Source organism: Catenuloplanes sp. NPDC051500, assembly GCF_044454585.1.
GTDB lineage: Bacteria > Actinomycetota > Actinomycetes > Mycobacteriales > Micromonosporaceae > Catenuloplanes.
Genome location: NZ_JBITDX010000015.1, coordinates 169,611 through 186,556, shown reverse-complemented (window position 1 = coordinate 186,556; position 16,946 = coordinate 169,611). Strand labels below are relative to the sequence as shown.

The 16,946-nt window shown below is 67.0% G+C and carries 8 protein-coding genes and 2 pseudogenes; 6 read left to right on the top strand and 4 right to left on the bottom strand.

Translation table 11 applies throughout. The annotated features are described in order from the left end of the window. A pseudogene (locus tag ACIA8K_RS27625) lies at window positions 1-191 on the top strand (hypothetical protein); the annotation flags it as partial. A 265-nt stretch (window positions 192-456) separates the two neighbouring features. On the opposite strand, the gene ACIA8K_RS27620 reads toward ACIA8K_RS27625, so the two are convergent. Next, the gene (locus ACIA8K_RS27620; protein ID WP_396064241.1) at window positions 457-660 is read right to left on the bottom strand and encodes a cold-shock protein; all 204 of its coding nucleotides are present in this window, start codon (window positions 658-660) and stop codon (window positions 457-459) included. A gap of 345 nt (window positions 661-1,005) precedes the next feature. Between ACIA8K_RS27620 and ACIA8K_RS27615 the strand changes: the two genes are divergently transcribed. Both ACIA8K_RS27615 and ACIA8K_RS27610 read left to right on the top strand, forming a co-directional pair. Beyond that, window positions 1,006-1,935 (top strand): hypothetical protein, encoded by a 930-nt coding sequence (locus ACIA8K_RS27615; RefSeq protein ID WP_396064239.1) that lies wholly within the window; start codon window positions 1,006-1,008, stop codon window positions 1,933-1,935. Window positions 1,936-2,037: 102 nt separating this feature from the next. Next, entirely contained in the window at window positions 2,038-2,976 is a 939-nt protein-coding gene (locus tag ACIA8K_RS27610) for a hypothetical protein (RefSeq protein WP_396064237.1), read from the top strand. Between the two features lie 890 nt (window positions 2,977-3,866). On the opposite strand, the gene ACIA8K_RS27605 is transcribed toward ACIA8K_RS27610, so the two are convergent. From ACIA8K_RS27605 to ACIA8K_RS27595, 3 genes and pseudogenes are all read right to left on the bottom strand, one after another. Next, on the bottom strand, window positions 3,867-4,067 hold the full coding sequence (locus tag ACIA8K_RS27605) for a hypothetical protein (RefSeq protein ID WP_396064235.1): 201 nt from the start codon (window positions 4,065-4,067) through the stop codon (window positions 3,867-3,869). A 71-nt stretch (window positions 4,068-4,138) separates the two neighbouring features. Further along, window positions 4,139-4,777, bottom strand: a complete 639-nt coding sequence (locus ACIA8K_RS27600; protein ID WP_396064233.1) for a hypothetical protein — start codon at window positions 4,775-4,777, stop codon at window positions 4,139-4,141. A gap of 74 nt (window positions 4,778-4,851) precedes the next feature. Then, window positions 4,852-12,531 (bottom strand): annotated as a pseudogene (locus ACIA8K_RS27595) (ricin-type beta-trefoil lectin domain protein). Between the two features lie 331 nt (window positions 12,532-12,862). On the opposite strand from ACIA8K_RS27595, the gene ACIA8K_RS27590 reads away from it, so the two are divergent. The 3 genes from ACIA8K_RS27590 to ACIA8K_RS27580 all read left to right on the top strand — a co-directional run bounded on the left by ACIA8K_RS27590 (window position 12,863) and on the right by ACIA8K_RS27580 (window position 16,913). Continuing rightward, window positions 12,863-15,934 (top strand): DNRLRE domain-containing protein, encoded by a 3,072-nt coding sequence (locus ACIA8K_RS27590; RefSeq protein WP_396064230.1) that lies wholly within the window; start codon window positions 12,863-12,865, stop codon window positions 15,932-15,934. Between the two features lie 224 nt (window positions 15,935-16,158). Further along, window positions 16,159-16,593: a hypothetical protein gene (locus ACIA8K_RS27585; RefSeq protein ID WP_396064228.1), complete on the top strand. Its 435-nt coding sequence runs from the start codon at window positions 16,159-16,161 to the stop codon at window positions 16,591-16,593. Then, window positions 16,590-16,913: a hypothetical protein gene (locus tag ACIA8K_RS27580; RefSeq protein ID WP_396064226.1), complete on the top strand. Its 324-nt coding sequence runs from the start codon at window positions 16,590-16,592 to the stop codon at window positions 16,911-16,913. The genes ACIA8K_RS27585 and ACIA8K_RS27580 overlap by 4 nt, the downstream gene beginning before the upstream one ends. Window positions 16,914-16,946 lie beyond the last annotated feature (33 nt).

The window sequence follows — 16,946 nt, the reverse complement described above, 5'->3', positions numbered from 1 at the left end:
CGGCTCCCGGCTCCCGGCTCCCGGCTCCCGGCTCCCGGCTCCCGGCTCCCGGCTCCCGGCTCCCGGCTCCCGGCTCCCGGCTCCCGGCTCCCGGCTCCCGGCTGGAACGAGCCGCCGGGGTCATGGGTATGCGGCTGCCCGCGTTGCGTTCGTCACGTTCGATGCCGGGCTGGCGCACGGAACGACGCTAGTCGACACGGTTGCGGATCACCAGCGCCGGCCGGACCGGAACGGCCGGTCATCCACACCCGGAGCGACTGCCTCGGCAGCACGGTTTGCCGCTCCCCGGGCGTACCCACGCGGGGTGGTGATCTGGGGGTTCAGGCCTTGATCGAAAGGATGGCCCGCGGCGTGCGACGTGTGTAATGACAAAGCCGGGCGGTGTCCCGATGCCTGGCGGAAACGCCGAACGGCGGCCCGCTGAAAAGCCGGGCCGCCGTTCGGTAGAGCTGTGGTTCAGATCACGCGGATGTTCTCCGCCTGCGGGCCCTTCTGGCCCTGGGTGATCTCGAACTCCACCCGCTGGTTCTCGTCGAGGCTACGGAAGCCGCTCGCCGAGATCGCGGAGAAGTGGGCGAAGACGTCGGCGCCGCCACCATCCGGGGTGATGAAGCCGAAGCCCTTGTCGCCGTTGAACCACTTCACGGTACCTGTAGCCATGTCTGCTCCTTCGCAGGCTGTGGGTCGCGGTATGCGAACCCCTTGCGCCGCCGCGTTGATTACCCGCGCCGAAACCGACACGAACAACGAAAAAGCGCCTGTACGGGTTTTGGATTAACCCATCAGGCGCTGGAAACGTCTACGGAAATCAAAACTGCAACGAGAAGAATCTAGCACAGGAGGCGCCCGCCTCCGCAAGACCTGCCTGCCGGTTCGTCCCCTCAGGGTGCCCGCCGTTCGGGCGCCGGCCGTCCTCGATCAGCCGCCAGGTCTGCTCCACTGCCGACCCTGGCGCGACCGGACGAGCGATGCATGCCGCCTCGTGGGCTCGAAGAATGATGCGGCATGGACCAGCCACCAGCAGAACCCGAACACCCGGTCGGCCGCCTGCTCCGCTCGGCCTGGATTCAGGGTGTCGGCGCGATCGCCGGTGTCGTCGCGGTCGGGCTGACCGTCGTCTACGCCCAACGCCAGACGGACGAGCCGCCACCGGCGTTCCAGCAGAGCGGTACCGGCAACGTCGGCATCCATGACGGCAGCAACAACTGCGTCAACTGCCAGATCCAGCAGGCCGAGCCGAGCCCTTCCGCGCCGCTGGACCCGCTCGCCGTCAACGCGACCTGGCCGACCGAGCACGGCTGCGACTCGGCCACCTCCGTCGCGGTCTTCTCCGACGGCCCGGACCCGCAGACGATACGGCTGGTCAGCGGCGAGGACCTCCGGATCCGGCTGACGCAGGAGGGCGGCGCGGTCTTCGGGCGCGGGTTCCTGCGCTTCAGCCTCACGGTCACCGACGACTCGACCGTGGAGATCGTCAACCTGCGGCCGGTCATCTTCCGGCGCACCACCGCACAGCCGATGTGGATCTGGGCCCCCGAGGGCGGCTGCGGCGACTCGTACAACCGCGTCTTCCGCCTCGACCTCGACGAGCCGTCGCTTCAGGACATGGGCGTGCAAGGCACCGAGGAGATGCGCGACACCGAAGAACCCCCGCCCGCCGACGGCGAACTCGGTGCGACGTTCCACGTCACCCGTGACGACCCGGCCATGGTCGAGATCCGGGCCGAGGCGTGCGCCGGCACCTATGAGTGGGGGCTCGACATCGTCTCGGTCGTCCGCGGCGAACAACGTGTAACCCGGCTCGGCACCCCCAACCTGCCGTACCGCAGCATCGGCGCACTGCCGTCTCCCGCGCCCGCCTACGGCTGGGACCTCGGCAACCTCGATGCCGTCACACGCACCGGCGAACGGGACGTTCCGCACTCGTGCGCATGATCAGGTTGCGGTTCGGGTGACCCGGAGGTCCACATCGGCAAGAGACGCTGCCTGGTTGACTACCGCCGGACGCATGGACGCCCGTCAACACGGGGAGTGTCAATGACGGTACGACGCTGGGCCGCGACCACCGCGGCCGGGCTGGCCCTGCTTCTGAGCGCTACGGCGTGCGGCGGCGGAGGCGACGACAACGACGTGCCCACACCGCCGGCGGGCGGATGGCCGCAGGCCACGGACGGGAAGATCTCCGCCGACCTGTGCGCGCTGCTGACCGCCGCGGACTGGGAGCAGTACGGCCACACCTTGTACTCTGAGGAGCCGGACCCCGGCGAGGCGTACACCGGCGCGAACGGCGTCTCCTGCACCTGGACGCTCGGCGACAAGCTGTCGGTCGAGCTCCAGCCGAACGCGGAGTCCGGCACCGCCGCGTACCAGCAGGACCTCCACGAGCACAGTCGGCAGATGACGTCGGAGCACCGGGAGTCAGCGCTCGAGGAGAACGTGCTCGACGGCGCGGACGCAAGCTGGTTCGACCACGGCTGGATCGACGACGACGTCTACGAACTGCACGCCGTCCGGCAGGGCCTGCTGATCTCGATCGAGTACAACAAGAACGACCAGGCCGACGAGGGCAAGGCCAAGGAGCCGAAGGAACTGCTCACCGGCCTGGTCAAAACCGTCTACGAGCGCATACCGAACCTCGGGAAGAACCAGGCCGGCGAGTCGCACAAGGTCAAGCTCGCGGTCGAGGGCAACCTACCCAAGATTAACGTCACCTACCTCGACCCGATCACCGGTGAACTCGTCGAGAAGAAGGACGTGGGCGAGAAAGTCGACGGCCAGAACGTGCAGACGACGTTCACCCTCGAGTTCGTGGTGCCTGAACGCAACCAGCAGCGAATGTCCATCACCGGAAGCACGGCCGGCACCAACCCGCTCACCGTACCGGCGCTGTCCTGCGCGATCGGCCTGGACGGCAAACAGCTGGAAGACTCGACCCCCGGCCTGCTGGCGATGTGCAACGCCGAACTCACCTTCTGAGCAGCCTCCCCCGGAACTCCCGGATCCACGGCGTTTCGCACCGAGATCCGGGAGTTCTGTTGCGCATCGCGCTGCGGGTGAGGAAACCACCGGCTACATCGCGCTGGAGCCCTTCAGCGCTGCCTCGACATCACGCTTCGCCGCACCTGACTCGTACCCGCGTAGATCTGGGTGGACGACGAGCAAATCTCCTCTGAGCTGGGAAAACTCGCCGCTCGATTGACTGCCCGGCATTTCGCCAACGTCGCCGCCGGAATGCGCTGGTCTTTCACGCCGCAGGCGCGGTGTATGAGCCGGACAGCGGGACTTGGCAGCAACTTTCCAGCAAGGCCGGCATGTGCGAAGTCGAGTCGATTATGCCCGGGCGCCGCGAGCCGCGGGGGTGCGCATCCACCACTCGCCTCGGCCGAGCAGCGCCGCCGACAGCCGCCTGTCCGAATGCCAACCCGGTCGGCCAGCGCCAGCAGCACGGCACCCGCCCAGGGCCGTTGCGTTCTCCTGAACGGATGCTCTGAGCTGGGATGATGTCGAGTGATCGGCCTACATGAAGGCGGATGTAGCGCGTGAAGCCCTCAAGGTAATCAAGGAGTTCTTCACGCTGCATGACCACCGAGGACCCCACCCGCCGATGGCATCATCTCTGATCTTCGTACTGACCGTGACAACCCCCAGCCTCGACGCGCCGCCGCCGGTCACCGATGGTGAACGCGGAGGGCTCTTGGCCGCGGTGGGCCTGGTCCCGAACCCGCGTAATCCTCGCGGAGTGCGCTATCCCCTGGTCCGGAACGCCGTCCATCAGCAGCTTTCGGCTCTGCTTCTGCACCGTCGGTCTATGAAATTACTATCATAACCAACTTTGGCGCCTGCGACGAGTTGCGGAATACTTGCCTTCAAACCCGCAATTTATCTCCAGTAATAACATCGACATGAAAAAGTAGATCAGTCAGAACAATTGCCGCATCCGTCGCTCGATCCCAAAGCGGCCCGCAGCCAAGGCTCGGACCGCGTAAAACGATGAGCGAACCGGCCATGCACCGGTTCGACTCTACCGTCCAATCGATCACACCAACGTCCATCACTACTGATTCCACGAATCGATCATCAATACGTCGCGCCCACTGACGCCATAGCAGCACTAAGGCACAATCAGCCATCGCGGCAATCACTCACCGTGCGCTTTCGACGATGAGCGCCAACCCACAACCACAGCCGCAGCCCTCAAAATGCAAGACTCAAGCGACTCAGAGGACCCCGCCCCTTCGCCATAGACGTTAAGCCGGAACATCCCATCCTCAGCTGGGTGAAAGGCCAAGCCATATCGCGCCGAATCGACCCGATCCATGGAATGAATCAGATGCAGAGTTCCATGACTGACCCATGGTCGCAGACTCCGCAGCACCGGGTTAGCGCCGACCGCGGCGGCCACCACGCGAATCTTCGCCTCGCTGTGCGCAAGCAAGAGATGCCATAATGGCTCATTAGCCATCCCGGAATCAACAACCCTGAGAAAGGTGTGCCGCCGACACAATTCCTCCATCGGCACCCCCCTCCGCAAGCTGACCATCACGTCCACCAGGCCGGGCAGAGAATTTGTTTGCCCTTCGGCGACAATTTCATCTCGCGCCCAGATCGCCAACTCGTAGCCACCGGCACAACCCGACCGCACAGAGACATGTCCGCTGACCGTTGACAGAAGTGCATCAGCAGGGCCGAACCGATCCCTGCCAGCAGTAATACCATTTAGCGAATCATCGACCTCCGCCGCAATCCGCAGCAGCTCATCGACAAGCGATACAGACACGCTCTCCCCTACGCACTCCGTACATCAGCCACTAAGAATTCTATTTACACCCTCGATACAAATAAATTACGACCTTACCCACCAAACGGATTTATCATGCCTTCTACTTTATTTCCACCCCAGTACCAGTCGACGGTATTCCACTCTCGGAGCCCAAATCGCACGGCCTTACCAACCTCGCCAAGCTCCCAGGCAGTCTGATTGCCAGTCAGCGAACCCCAACCTCTGCCCTTTCCTGCTGCCCGCCCATAATTCGCCTCAAGGGCCTCCTGAGCGGAGGAAGCCAGACTCCTGCCATCCGCCCCATAAAGACCGTCCAACGTTATCGACAGCTTTATGTCACCATTTCGCGCCACCCGACTGACACCTTCCATCCATAGCGGAGAGCCAGATGCGGTATTCATGCTCCCCCAAGGATCGCCGTTGAAGGTGTGCGCACCAAGTTCGGCAGCCAGAGCATCGGATCCATTCCTACCATTCACTCCGAGGCACACGTGAGTACAACCTGCGTCCTCGACAGTGTCGTTGCCTCCCGCCGTGCCGGCCTTGCAATTGTGAACTAGAACCGGATGATTGCTGGCAACCACATAGTAGGTGTGGATGTCGCTGATGGTGAGGTTGTGGACGGTGGCGGACTGGGTGGTCCAGCGGTCGACCGCGGTGATCTGGACCCAGGTTCCGGTGCTCGTCTGTAGCCATTGGCCGGGCTGGAGGTCGGTGGCGTCCAGCCACTCGCCCAGCTCAGGGACCCAGAACGGGTGACCGTCAGTCGCGGTGACCGCTGCGGTGTCCGTGCCGTGCTCGCCGTCGGTGTCGATGACGATCTCGACCAGGTGTTTGACACCCTGGCCGGCGATGGTCGCGGTGACCGTCTTCGACTCAGTCTCACCGGTCTCAGCGTCGCTGGCCTGGACGGCGTCGCCGGTCTTCACGTCCTCGATCGGCTTGGACGTGCCGTCCGCCATCAGCACCCGGGTGCCCGGGACAAAGCTGTTGCCGGCTGTGGAACAGGACCCGCCACCGCTGCTGCCACCATCGCTGCGGCCACCACCGCCAGCGTTGTCGGCCTTGGTAGGCGCCTGTTTCTTCCCACCACCGTTGCTGGCGGCAGACGACCCGCCCGGGTTGGCTTTGGCCTGGGCCTGCTTCTGGACCGGGGCGCCCGTCTTCTTGGTCAGATCGGTCGCCTTCGCGCTGACGGTCTTCGCCAGATCAGCGGCCTTCTTCGCCGCAGCCTGCGCGGCCTTCTTTGCCTTCTCCGCGGCCAGCTTCTTCGCCGCCAGGAACGCAGCCTCCGCGGCCTTGGCAGCGGACATCACCCGCTCAGCGATCTTCCGGGCAGTCTGCCACGCCTTAATCGCAGAGATCGTCAGGTCGATGGCCTTCGCGATCTTCGGGATCTTGGCAATCTTGCCCCAGGGAACCGCACCGATGATCAAGCTGCCGCACGCCCACATGTCACCGCCGAAGCAGTTGATCGCATCATTGATGCCCAGGAACTCGGCCAGGATGTTCCACGCGGCACCGAGGATGACCGAGACCAACGAGCTGTTCATCGCCGCCTGCGCCTGCGCCACCTGTGCAGGCGACAGACCCGCACCGGCATAGGCGGCAGCCGTCTCCGACGCTGACAGACCGGACACCGACAAGCCCGACGGGTCCGACAGGGTCATCGGGTTGTTGTGGGCGTAGGAGTAGCCGTTGTTCTGCACCGGATCCGCCAGATCCAGCAGCGGGTCCGCGGACAGGAATCGGCCTGCGACCGGGTCATACAGTCGCGCACCCAACGGCACATAGCCAGAAGCGTCATCCGGGGTCGCGCCGAGATAGCCGGCCTTCGTCTCCATCTTGGAGCCCAGCGTCGCCACACCACGCTGGTTGCCGAACGGATCCTGCTTACGGATCCGCGTCTCCATCCCATCCGCCAGCACGATCTCCGCTGACGGCGTGCCTTGCGGGTCGGCGGCCACCGCAACCAGTCCAGAGCCGGAAGCGTTGGTGTAGCGCATGACCGCACCACCAGGTGCGGCGTAGCTGCGCTGCACCGACACCTGCACGCCGCCGGTCTGCACGGTCAGCGTGGTCTCGCCCAGCATCAGCGTCGCCTGACGGCCCTGCACCGTGATCAGACGCCCGCCACCAGGCCCGTAGATGTGCCGGGTCTGGTTCTGCGCCTCCCACTTCTGCTCGCCGCCCGTACCGCAGGCAGCCAGCTCGATCGGGATGCCGTTCGCACCGGTCGTGTTCTGCACCGCGATACACAGGCCAGAAGCTGGGTGGCTCAGCCGGCCCGAAGCGTCGCGCGTCACCTGCTGGTTAGCGGAGCCGTCACACTTCTGGACCTGCACCGCGGACCCGGCGGCCGAACCGGCCGGGACCACGCACCAGTCCTGGAAGATCGACAGCGTCCCCAGGTTCGGGTTCGACTGGCCCGGGACCGGGCTGAACGTGAACTTTTGAGCCAGGGTGCCGTTACACGCCGTGTACTGCAACGGCACACCAGCGGCCGGTACGCCGGCCTTCAGATCGAGGCACTTACCGGCCAGACCGACGTATTCGGTCTTGCCGGTGCCGCCCTGACCGGTGATCGTCTCGATCTGGCCGTCGTACGTCCAGGTCAGCTCCTGCTTGTCGCCGTTCTGGATTGACGTGACCGACTTCGTCTCACCGGTCAACTCGTACAGCCGCGTTGCCTCCGCCGTCACCGACGCACCCGCGGGAGTCGTGTACGCCTTCCCGACCTTCGTCAGCGTCCGCGGCTGCGAACCGTCCGCCGCACCGTAGCTGTACGTCGACGTCGCGTCCTTCGCCGCATTCCCGGCCAGGTCCTTCTCGACCAACTTCGTACGGTTACCGAGCAGGTCATACGAGTACTGCTGCCAGTAGCCGGTCTTGTCCACACCGGCATAGGCCGTGGTCGGCGCCGGCGTACACCGGTCCTGAGTCTGCGGCGTCCACGCCTCGGTCAGCTGACCACGCGCGTCATACGAAAAACACTGCCGCTCATCGATGCCGAGGCTGTGCTCGCGAATATCGGTGATGTTCCCGACCGCGTCATAGGCGTAGCTGCGCTGCGAAACAAGGTTCCCAGAGACCAGCAGCTTGTTGCCGGTCTGCTCGCGATAGACCTGGCTCTGCTTCAGCTCACCGCTGGCCTCGTCATAGTCGGCCAGAGCCCAGACACGGTACGGCTGGGAGCCGAGCGTCGACCGAACCACCTGCCCATAAGGCGAATAGACCGTCTCCGTGCCGTACCAGTCCTGACCCGACACCGACAGCGGCAGCCCGTCGTTGGAGTACCGCACCAGCAGCTTCTCGCTGGGGAGGCTGCCGACCGCGGGAAGCACCGACGTCTCCGGCAGACCCGTGTCCGTGTAGGAGTACGAATACGTGTACGAGGTCTTGAAACCCCACGTGTCCGCCACCGACTGCGGCAAGGACAGCGTCGTCGACGTCGGCTGATAGTCGTTGGTGTACCCGCCGACCGTCTGCGTGTACGCCTCGCCCCCGGTGTAGCGGGTCACCGACGCCGGCAAGCCCACACCGCCCGGCGCCGTGTCATACGTGTACCCCGCCAGCAACGCACCCGTACTCGACCCGAGCCGCTGCGCGACCGGGCGAGACAACTCGTCATACCCGGTCCAGGTCGTCACACCACGCGCGTTCGTACTGGTCACCGGACGGTCACGGTGGTCGTAAGTCGTCGTCGACGTGCCGGTGTCCGGATCCGTCGAAACGATCATCCGGCCGCGCTGGTCGAAGCCCCAGGACCACGGCCGATCCGGATCCTCCGAATGCCGCGCCTTCACCATCTGACCACGCGAGTCGAACTCGTACCGCATGCTTGTGAACTGTGTCCGCGCCGCGTTCGTGAACGTGTCGATCCGCGTCGAACGGCCGTTCGCGTCCGACCAGATCCGATACGAGCTGGACCCGGCCGGGTTGATCACGGTGGAGTTGTCCAGGCCGTACTCGTACCGGGTGGCCCGCTCCGGCTTGTCGACGCCGTTGAGAACGGGCAGCTCGGTCAGCACCCGGCCCATGCCGTCATACGTGTACCGGGTCATGTTCGGGATCGCCGTGTCCGCAAGCGGCGTGAAAAGCTCCGACGACGGCTTCCCGGTCGCGAAGTAGGCGTTGTTCGACTGCCACACCTCGCCCGAGCTGTTGTACAGCGTGTCGGTGATCAGCCGGCCGCCGCCGACCGCCTCCTCCTGCGACTGCCGCTCACGGCCGAGACCGTCGTACAGCGTGACCGACACCTGTGTCTTGTTCTCGTGCCCACGCGCGTAGGTCGTGACGTACGGCGGCAACCCGGCCGGCGTTGTGTACACGGCCTTGAAGTCCGGAAGCGTCGTCGCGGTCGGTGTCCGGCCCGGCGACCAGGCCTCGATCAGCCGGCCCAGCGCATCGAACCGCGCCTCACTGACCTGACCGTTCAGGTCCGTGGTCTTCAGCGTCACCGCACGACCCGGCTCGACCTCCTGGGTCTGCGAATGCCCGAGCGAGTTCTTCGACGTTGTCCGGAACGCCTGCCCGGTATCCGGCGTGTAGGAGATCTCGGACTTCTTGCCGTCCACGTCCGTGCTGGAGACGACCCGGCCGATCGCGTCGAACGCGGTGGTCCCGCCGGACTGAAAACCGGTGCCGTCCGCCTTCAGCGAGAACGTCTCGGTCACCAGGCCACGCGACGTGTTCCCGGGGGCGACACCGAACGCCTGCCCGTCATACGACGTGCGCCCGCCACCGGCCAGCGACGCCAGATTCGACCAGGTCGCATCCGCGCACAGCGTCGGACTGGCCAGCATCTCCCTGGTCAGACCGATCATGTTCCGGTCGGTCTGGTGGTAGTAGGTCGTGCTGGTACACGACTCATCGCCGGTCTTGCCGTCGTCGCCGAGCGACTCGATGAAGGTCGGAAGCCCGTACACCGGGTCGAAGGTCGTCCTGGTTTCGACCGACCGCATCGTCCGGGTGTCGTCGCCGGTGCCCGACGACCGGGTCCACGACTTCTGCCGCGGCTCGAGGATCCGCCAGGCTCGCAACGGCGGCAGGTCATCGCCCCGCGAGCGAGAAGCAAGTTCAATCGCCTGCGGGTACGTCACGGACCGGGTCAGCCAGTCGGTGTCCGAAGCGGAGGCATAGGTCAGATCCTCCGCCACCCGCCCGGCGAACGGCTCACGATCCTTCGCGATCTCCTGCCCCGCGCTGTCCTTGACCGAGACGTCGTCGCCGAGTCCCTGGAAGTAGCGGGTGACCGACTTGGTCCGGCGGCTGCCGATGCTCGCGTTCTCCGAACCGGACAGCACCGTCGTCTGCGCGACGCCGGCGAACTGCGAATACGTCCGTGTCGACTTCTTGCTGAACTCCGCCTCCGCGAGCCGCCACGCCGCACCGGAGTAGGCATAGCTGGTCACGGTCGGGAACGCGCCGAGAACGTTCGGCAGCTCCTGGACGGACTCGACCACGTACTTGTGGAACCAGTCGATGTCCTCGGCCGCCGGATCCGGATGCCAGTACGACGGGTAACAGAGCCGGTTGTTGGCCTTCAACGCCGCGGTGTCGTTCTTGCCGGGTAGGCCCTGGCCGGTCGCGCACTGGCCGGTCGGCGCCGCATACCGCACCACGGTCTCGCCGCCGTACTCGTTGATCACACGCGCGATCCGGAGCCGGGAGAAGCCGGGCCGGTGGTCGTTCCTGACCCGGTTCGGCATGTCTTCGGCGTTGGGCTCGAACCGGACCGGGTTCAGCGTGATCTTCTGCCCGGCAGCGCCGGCCCGGTCGTAACCGGTGCGCAGGATCTACTCCAGCCACAGCGCCGTGTTCGGCCCGGTCTTCAGCACCGGGAAGGACTGCTTGAGCTGGTACTCGTCGACCGTCTGCCGTGCCGTGGAGTGCTCGTACCGCTGCGCAGAGGTGGTGATCTTGTCGAGGCGCTTGCGGCTGTAGAAGGACGGGTTCGCGTTCCAGCACTGCTTACCTGCGACACAGTTCAGGTCGGCGGGTGTGTCGTACCAGATGCGGTATTTTCCCGGGTCTTTCGCGGCGAAGTTCTCATCGGAGCAGGTCAGGCCGCCTTCGGCGAAACACCGCTCGGCCACGGCGAAGGCGACGCTGGCGATGACCGGCGCGGAGAACAGCGTGTCCTTGCGCTGGCCGTAGTCGATGCGGGACAGGTAGCCGCCTCGGTCGTAGACGACCGGCTTGTTCCAGCCGAAGTTGCGGGCGTAATAGCCCTGTTCCTTCTCCCACCAGAAGCTCATCGCGTTGCCGTGCACGTCCTCGACGTAGTCGAGCGACCAGCGCCAGCCCTGGTAGCAGGACGAGGCCGCGAACGTGGCCTGGTAGCACGGCTCGCCCGCGTGGTTGCCGAAGACCGGCACGGTCAGCACCGAGTTGGTCACCGGCTTGCCGGTGGTCCAGCCGGGCAGCCGATTCATACCGAAGTGGTACCTGGTGCCGTCCCGGGTGGTGACGACCCAGTACTCGCCGTCCGCGTCACCGTTGGCCTTGTTGGTGTCCTTGACCAGGTCGATCCGGGAGCCGTCGCCGTTCGCGGTGGTCCACTTGCCACCCGCCCAGACCAGCTCGGTCGTTGATCCGCCGAGCGAGAGCGTCGCGTTGTCCGAGCCCCAGCACATGTCGCCGGACCGGTGGTCCTTGTTGTTGGGCGTTCCGGTCTTCGAGTCCTGTGCGCAGCTGGTGTAGGTGCGGGTGATCGATCCGGCGCTGTAGTCCCAGCCGTCACCGATCCACGACGCCTGGTTGTTCGACGCGGACGTGCGCCCGTCGACGGTCTGCGACGAGTAGCCCAGCGCCACCTTCGGGTTCAGGCCACCCGCGGTCTCCGGCACGTGCACCTGGTACGAGTACGTGAACGCGCCGGACGACTGTCCCGCCGCCCACGAGCCGGAGGACAGCAGCGGCGTGGCGGTGAAGTCGCCGGACGAGGACGCACCGGTGTCGAGCGCACCGACCACACCGGACCCGCCGGCGGCGGCCCGGGCGTTGGCGGCGGCGGGCGTCAGCAGCCCGGACAACGGCACGGTGCCGGTGACGATGCGACGCTCACCGCCGGCGCTGCGCGCGTTGGCCGGGGCGGGGATGACCTCGACCTCGCTCTGGACCTCGGGGGCCGGCTCGGGTGCGCAGTCGCCCTCGGCGGGAGCGTCGTAGACACAGTCCGGCAGCAGCGTCAGGCCGAAGCGGTCGGCGGCCTGCGGCCCGTACAGGTCGGCGAAGGTGGTGTAGTCGACGCTCAGCGCGACCGACGCCTCCGGATCAGCGGTGCCGGGTGGCGTGACCTTCATGATCAGACCGGAGACGCCGGCGTCCTGGGAGGCCTCGGGCGCGGCAAGGTCGACCCGCCAGCTGCCCGCCAGGCCGGCCGGGTTGCCGTCCTCGGGTACGCCGAGCGAGACGGGCAGGTTGGCGACCTTCACCGAGGCGCCGGCGGCCACATTAGTCAGGTCGACGGATCCGCTGCCCTCCGACCACGGGGTGACCGCGGAGGGAACGTACGGGTTGACCTCGTCCTCGGGCCTGGTGGTGAGGTTCTTCTGCGCCGTCGCGTCCTCGGCGATCGGCGCGGTCGTCGGCAGCTCCGGAAGCGTGACGGCACTCTGACCGCGCGTCGGGTTGTCCGGCGGGAGCGCCAGCCCCTGCGAGGCGGCGCCGGTCACGACCAGCGTGGTGACCAGAATCCCGATGAGCACGGCGCGGGCGCGACGCCGCCCACGACCTGAGGAACGCATTGGTGTCGACTCCCGCCGGTAGGCACCACAAGAGACACGCCACAGACGGCGCGCGCTCGGGCACTGTGCGCGATGAGGCAGGCGGAATCAAGATCACATCGAGTGATGACAGAGCGACAAATGCGAATCAGCCCACAGAAGTCGCCCAGAGGTTTAACAGCCAGGCCGGAGTGTCGGAGATCCACAGCCTGCCAAACCGGGCAGACGGCAATGAGCCAGGCGTCACCCTCGGTAATGAAGGCCGTACATAACGGACTGGTAACACTCGGTCACCCGATTCGACGTGCGATCGTATGCGCGTTTATCGACGTCTGGCCCCCGGGAGTAGACCGTGGCTCGCATCCTCAGCCCGTTCGTACGCACGCGTACTCGGCTGGCCTGCACCGTCGGCCTGCTGGCCGTCGCGCTGATCGCCGGCCTCCTTCCACTATGGCTGGCGCGTGACACCGCGGCCGCACCACCGGCCGCCACCGCACCGGGACCTCGCACCGAGGCCGCCGCGCGCGCCGAGGCGATCGCCACCGGCACCGACGTTCTGGTCGAGACCGCGACGAACGCGCACGAGCAGACCTGGGCACTGCCGGACGGGCAGCTGCGCACGGAGACCCACCCGGTGGTGCAGCGCGCGAAGAACGCGGCCGGCGAGTGGGCGCCGATCGACACCACGCTGACCCTCGATCAGAGCGCCGGGACACTGCAGCCGGTCAACGCGGTCACGCCGGTGCGTTTCCACGCCGGCGACACATCGAAGCCGGAGAGCGGCGGGACCGGTGGCGGCACCGGCGTCACGTCCACCCTGGCCGAAGTGGACGTCGAGGGCCACACGATCTCCTACACCTGGCCCGGCCCGCTGCCGACGCCGGTGGTCGACGGCGCCCGCGCGCTCTACCCCGAGGTGCTGCCCGGCGTCGACCTGCTGCTTGTGGTCCGGCCCGAGGGCGGCTTCGGGCAGATGCTGATCATCAAGACCCGTGAAGCCGCGGCCCAGGACCGCGTGCGGCACCCGGACTTCGGGCTGTTCTCCGAGACCGCCACCTTCCACCACCAGGCGGAGACCGGCGGCGTCACCGTCCGCGACCAGACCGGCAAGGAGATCTCCACCGTCCCCACGCCCTACGCCTGGGACTCCTCCGGCGGCGGCAGCACGTCCACCGCCACGGCCGCGGACGTGCTGAACCTCGCCGGACTCGGCTACATCGAGACGCACGCACGCCAGGCGGCCATGCCGCTGCGGGTGGACGGCGACACCACCGGCACGGCCCGCATTCACCTCGACGCGGACGCCACCGGCCTGCTGTCCGACGACGCGGCCGTCTACCCGCTGTTCCTTGACCCGACGTTCATCACCGCTCAGGTGGGCTGGACGTTCGCGTACAAGAAGAACCCGGCCCAGAACTTCATGAACGGCACGAACTTCGCGGGCAGCACCACGTCGCTGACCCGGGTCGGCTACGAGTCGCAGCAGGGCAACACCGGGCGCGCGTTCTGGAAGATGGGCTTCACCGGCCAGATGCGCGGTGCGGCGATCGCCTCCGCCACGTTCAAGGTCCTCAACACCCACTCCTGGTCCTGCTCGCCCCGGGAGATGCAACTCTGGTGGACCGGCGCCATCGGCACGGCCACCACCTGGAACAACCAGCCCATCTGGAACAGTCAGCAGGAACGGAAAAGCTTCGCACGCGGGTACGGCACCGCCTGTAACGACGACTACGTCTCCTTCAACCTCCAGGCCCTCACCCAGAGCGCGGCGAACGGCGGCTGGTCCGACATCACGGTCGGCATGCGCGCCACCAACGAGTCCGACACCGAGACCTGGCGGCTCTTCCAGGCCAACACCGCCGTGCTGACCACCGTCTACAACCGCGCGCCCCAGGAGCCGACCGACGGCATCTCCACGCCCGGCGGCCCCTGCGTGCCCGGCCCGGACCGCACCGTCACCGTCGCCAAGACGAACATCGTGCTCAGCGCGGTCGGCTACGACCCGGACGAGAACCTCCGCGGCCTGCGCTTCCGCTTCTGGAAGGTCGGCGAGGGCTGGCCGAACGGCACCGAGATCCCGGCGTCGAACGGCCAGCGGGTCAGCGTGACCATCCCGAGCACCATGCTCGAGGACAAGGCCACCTACAACTGGGAGGTGACAAGCGAGGACCAGATGGGCGCCTACTCGACGAACTACCCGCCCAGCACCGACTGGGCCTGCCGGATCACCATCGACGCCACCGCTCCCCCGGCACCCGTCGTCACAAGCGAAGACTTCCCGGAGGCGACCATCGACGGGCGGGTCTGGTCCAAGGTCCCGTTCGGCACCGGCGGCCGGTTCACGTTCACCGCGGCCGGCGCGGCCTCGTTCACCTACGCGCTGGACAGCATCAACCCGGTCACCGTCGCGGCGTCCAACGGCACCGTCACCATCCCGGACCTCAAGCCACGGCACTCCGGACCGACCACGATCGTGGTCCGCTCCTACGACGCGGCCGGCAACCGCAGCGAGGCGACCACCTACACGTTCTGGGTCGCCCCACGGTCCAGCGCGGACGGACCCGGCGACGTGACCGGTGACGGGCTGCCGGACCTGATCGCCATCAACCACAACGCCCAGCTGCGCACCTATCCCGGCGATGTCGGCGGGGAACTCGATCAGTCGCTGGCCGCCTCCTACACCGCCGACGGCACACCCAACCCCGAGGGCCACTGGTACGACTGGGGCAGCAGCACACCCGCGCTGATCACCAAACACTCCGACGTCTACCCCGGCGACGGCGTCACGGACCTGTTCGCCCGTACCCCCGACGGCGGTTTCTGGGTCTATCCCGGCGACGGATACGGCAGCTTCGACGTCGGCAAACGCCTCCGGATCCTGCTCCCGGCGAACGCACCCGCCCCCTCGTCCTGGACCCAGATCAAAGCCGTCGGCGACGTCACGGGCGACAAGCACCCCGACCTGTTCCTGCGCACCGGCACCTCGCTGTGGGCACTGACCGGCTACACCGGCGCCAGCTTCACCCAGGCCGTCGAACTCGACAAGAACGCCTGGGACCGACGCGAGATCCTCAACATCGCCGACATCAACCTCGACGGCACGCCCGACCTCCTCTGGCGCGACCCGTCCAGCGGCGTCGTCTCACTCCGCCCTGGCAGACCCGGCCCGGCCACCGGCAGCGTCACCCTGGAATCACTCGTCCCGGCCTCCTCCGACGTGACCGTCGGCACCGGCTTCACCACAGCCGCGGCCAGCGCCATCATCGGGATCCCGGACACCAACGGCGACAAGATCCCAGACCTGTGGGTACGCAACGGCAGCACCGGATACCTCCAGCTCTACCACCCCAGCAGCACCGCCATCGGCATCCCGATCGGCAACATCATCGAGGCCGACTGGCGCCAGTTCAAATCGTTCGCCTGAACACCGCGGGTGAGGGGCCACCGCAGGCCTCTCACCCCCGGCGTCATACGAGTCCCACCTGGCATCGCATCAGCCGTCACACAGCCCGTCGCACAAGGCGTGCCACGCCGGGCGGCCGGTTACCCGCCCAACCGGGCCTGGTCCGGGCTGCCAGACATGCTCAACCAGCGAAACTGTTTGCGGCATGCATCTACGATGGCGCGGCTGGAGACGAGGGGGACGGGATGAGCGTAGACCGTGCGGGGATCGATCTTGCTGAGTTGCTGGAACGCGCCCGGGCCCAAGTCTCGGCCGCCGCGCCGCCGAAGCCGCCGTCGATGCTGGACGATCCGCATGCGGTGGGGGTCGGGCTGGCGGCGGACGGGCAGGTACGGGCGCAGATGGCCGCGGACGGGCGACTTGTCGGGCTGCTGCTGGACGACCGTACCGCGTCGATGTCCCGGAACGAACTGCAACAGGAGATCATCGAGGCGGTGAATGCGGCCTGGGCGTCGCTGCGCGGCGCGAACGCGGCGGAGGCGTCCGTATCCGCTGCGGATCCGGCGCAGCTGGCGGCCCGGCTGGCGGAGGTCCAGGAGCAGGGGATGCGGTCGATGAACCGGATCACCGAGGGCCTGCGCGACGCGATGCGGCAGATCGAACAGCAGACGCGCCGATGAGCGGCTTCGAGGTCAACCCCGAGTCAATGCGCGCCACCGACGATCGGATCGGATCCGTCTTCCAGGCCGCGCTCGCCGACTTCGAGCGCCTCGATGCCGAGACCGCCGCGGAGGACGCGCCGTGGGGCGGCGACGACCTGGGCAAGCTCATCGGCGAGGTCTACCAGGGCGCGTACGCGATGGCGTTCAACTGCCTCTACTCCAACCTGGACACGATGGGCGACTACAGCTACCAGCTGGCGGTCGCGGCCGACGCGTACGACGCGGTCGAGGAGGAGATCGCGCAGCAGATGGGCCGGATCGGATCGGCGCTGGGCTAGCCCGGCGGCGCACGGCACACGGGGGAGGCATGG

Bases quoted from the DNA above. Each gene is read 5' to 3' on its own strand.
- ACIA8K_RS27620 (WP_396064241.1), bottom strand. From the start codon at position 660: ATGGCTACAGGTACCGTGAAGTGGTTCAACGGCGACAAGGGCTTCGGC.
- ACIA8K_RS27615 (WP_396064239.1), top strand. From the start codon at position 1,006: ATGGACCAGCCACCAGCAGAACCCGAACACCCGGTCGGCCGCCTGCTC.
- ACIA8K_RS27610 (WP_396064237.1), top strand. From the start codon at position 2,038: ATGACGGTACGACGCTGGGCCGCGACCACCGCGGCCGGGCTGGCCCTG.
- ACIA8K_RS27585 (WP_396064228.1), top strand. From the start codon at position 16,159: ATGAGCGTAGACCGTGCGGGGATCGATCTTGCTGAGTTGCTGGAACGC.
- ACIA8K_RS27580 (WP_396064226.1), top strand. From the start codon at position 16,590: ATGAGCGGCTTCGAGGTCAACCCCGAGTCAATGCGCGCCACCGACGAT.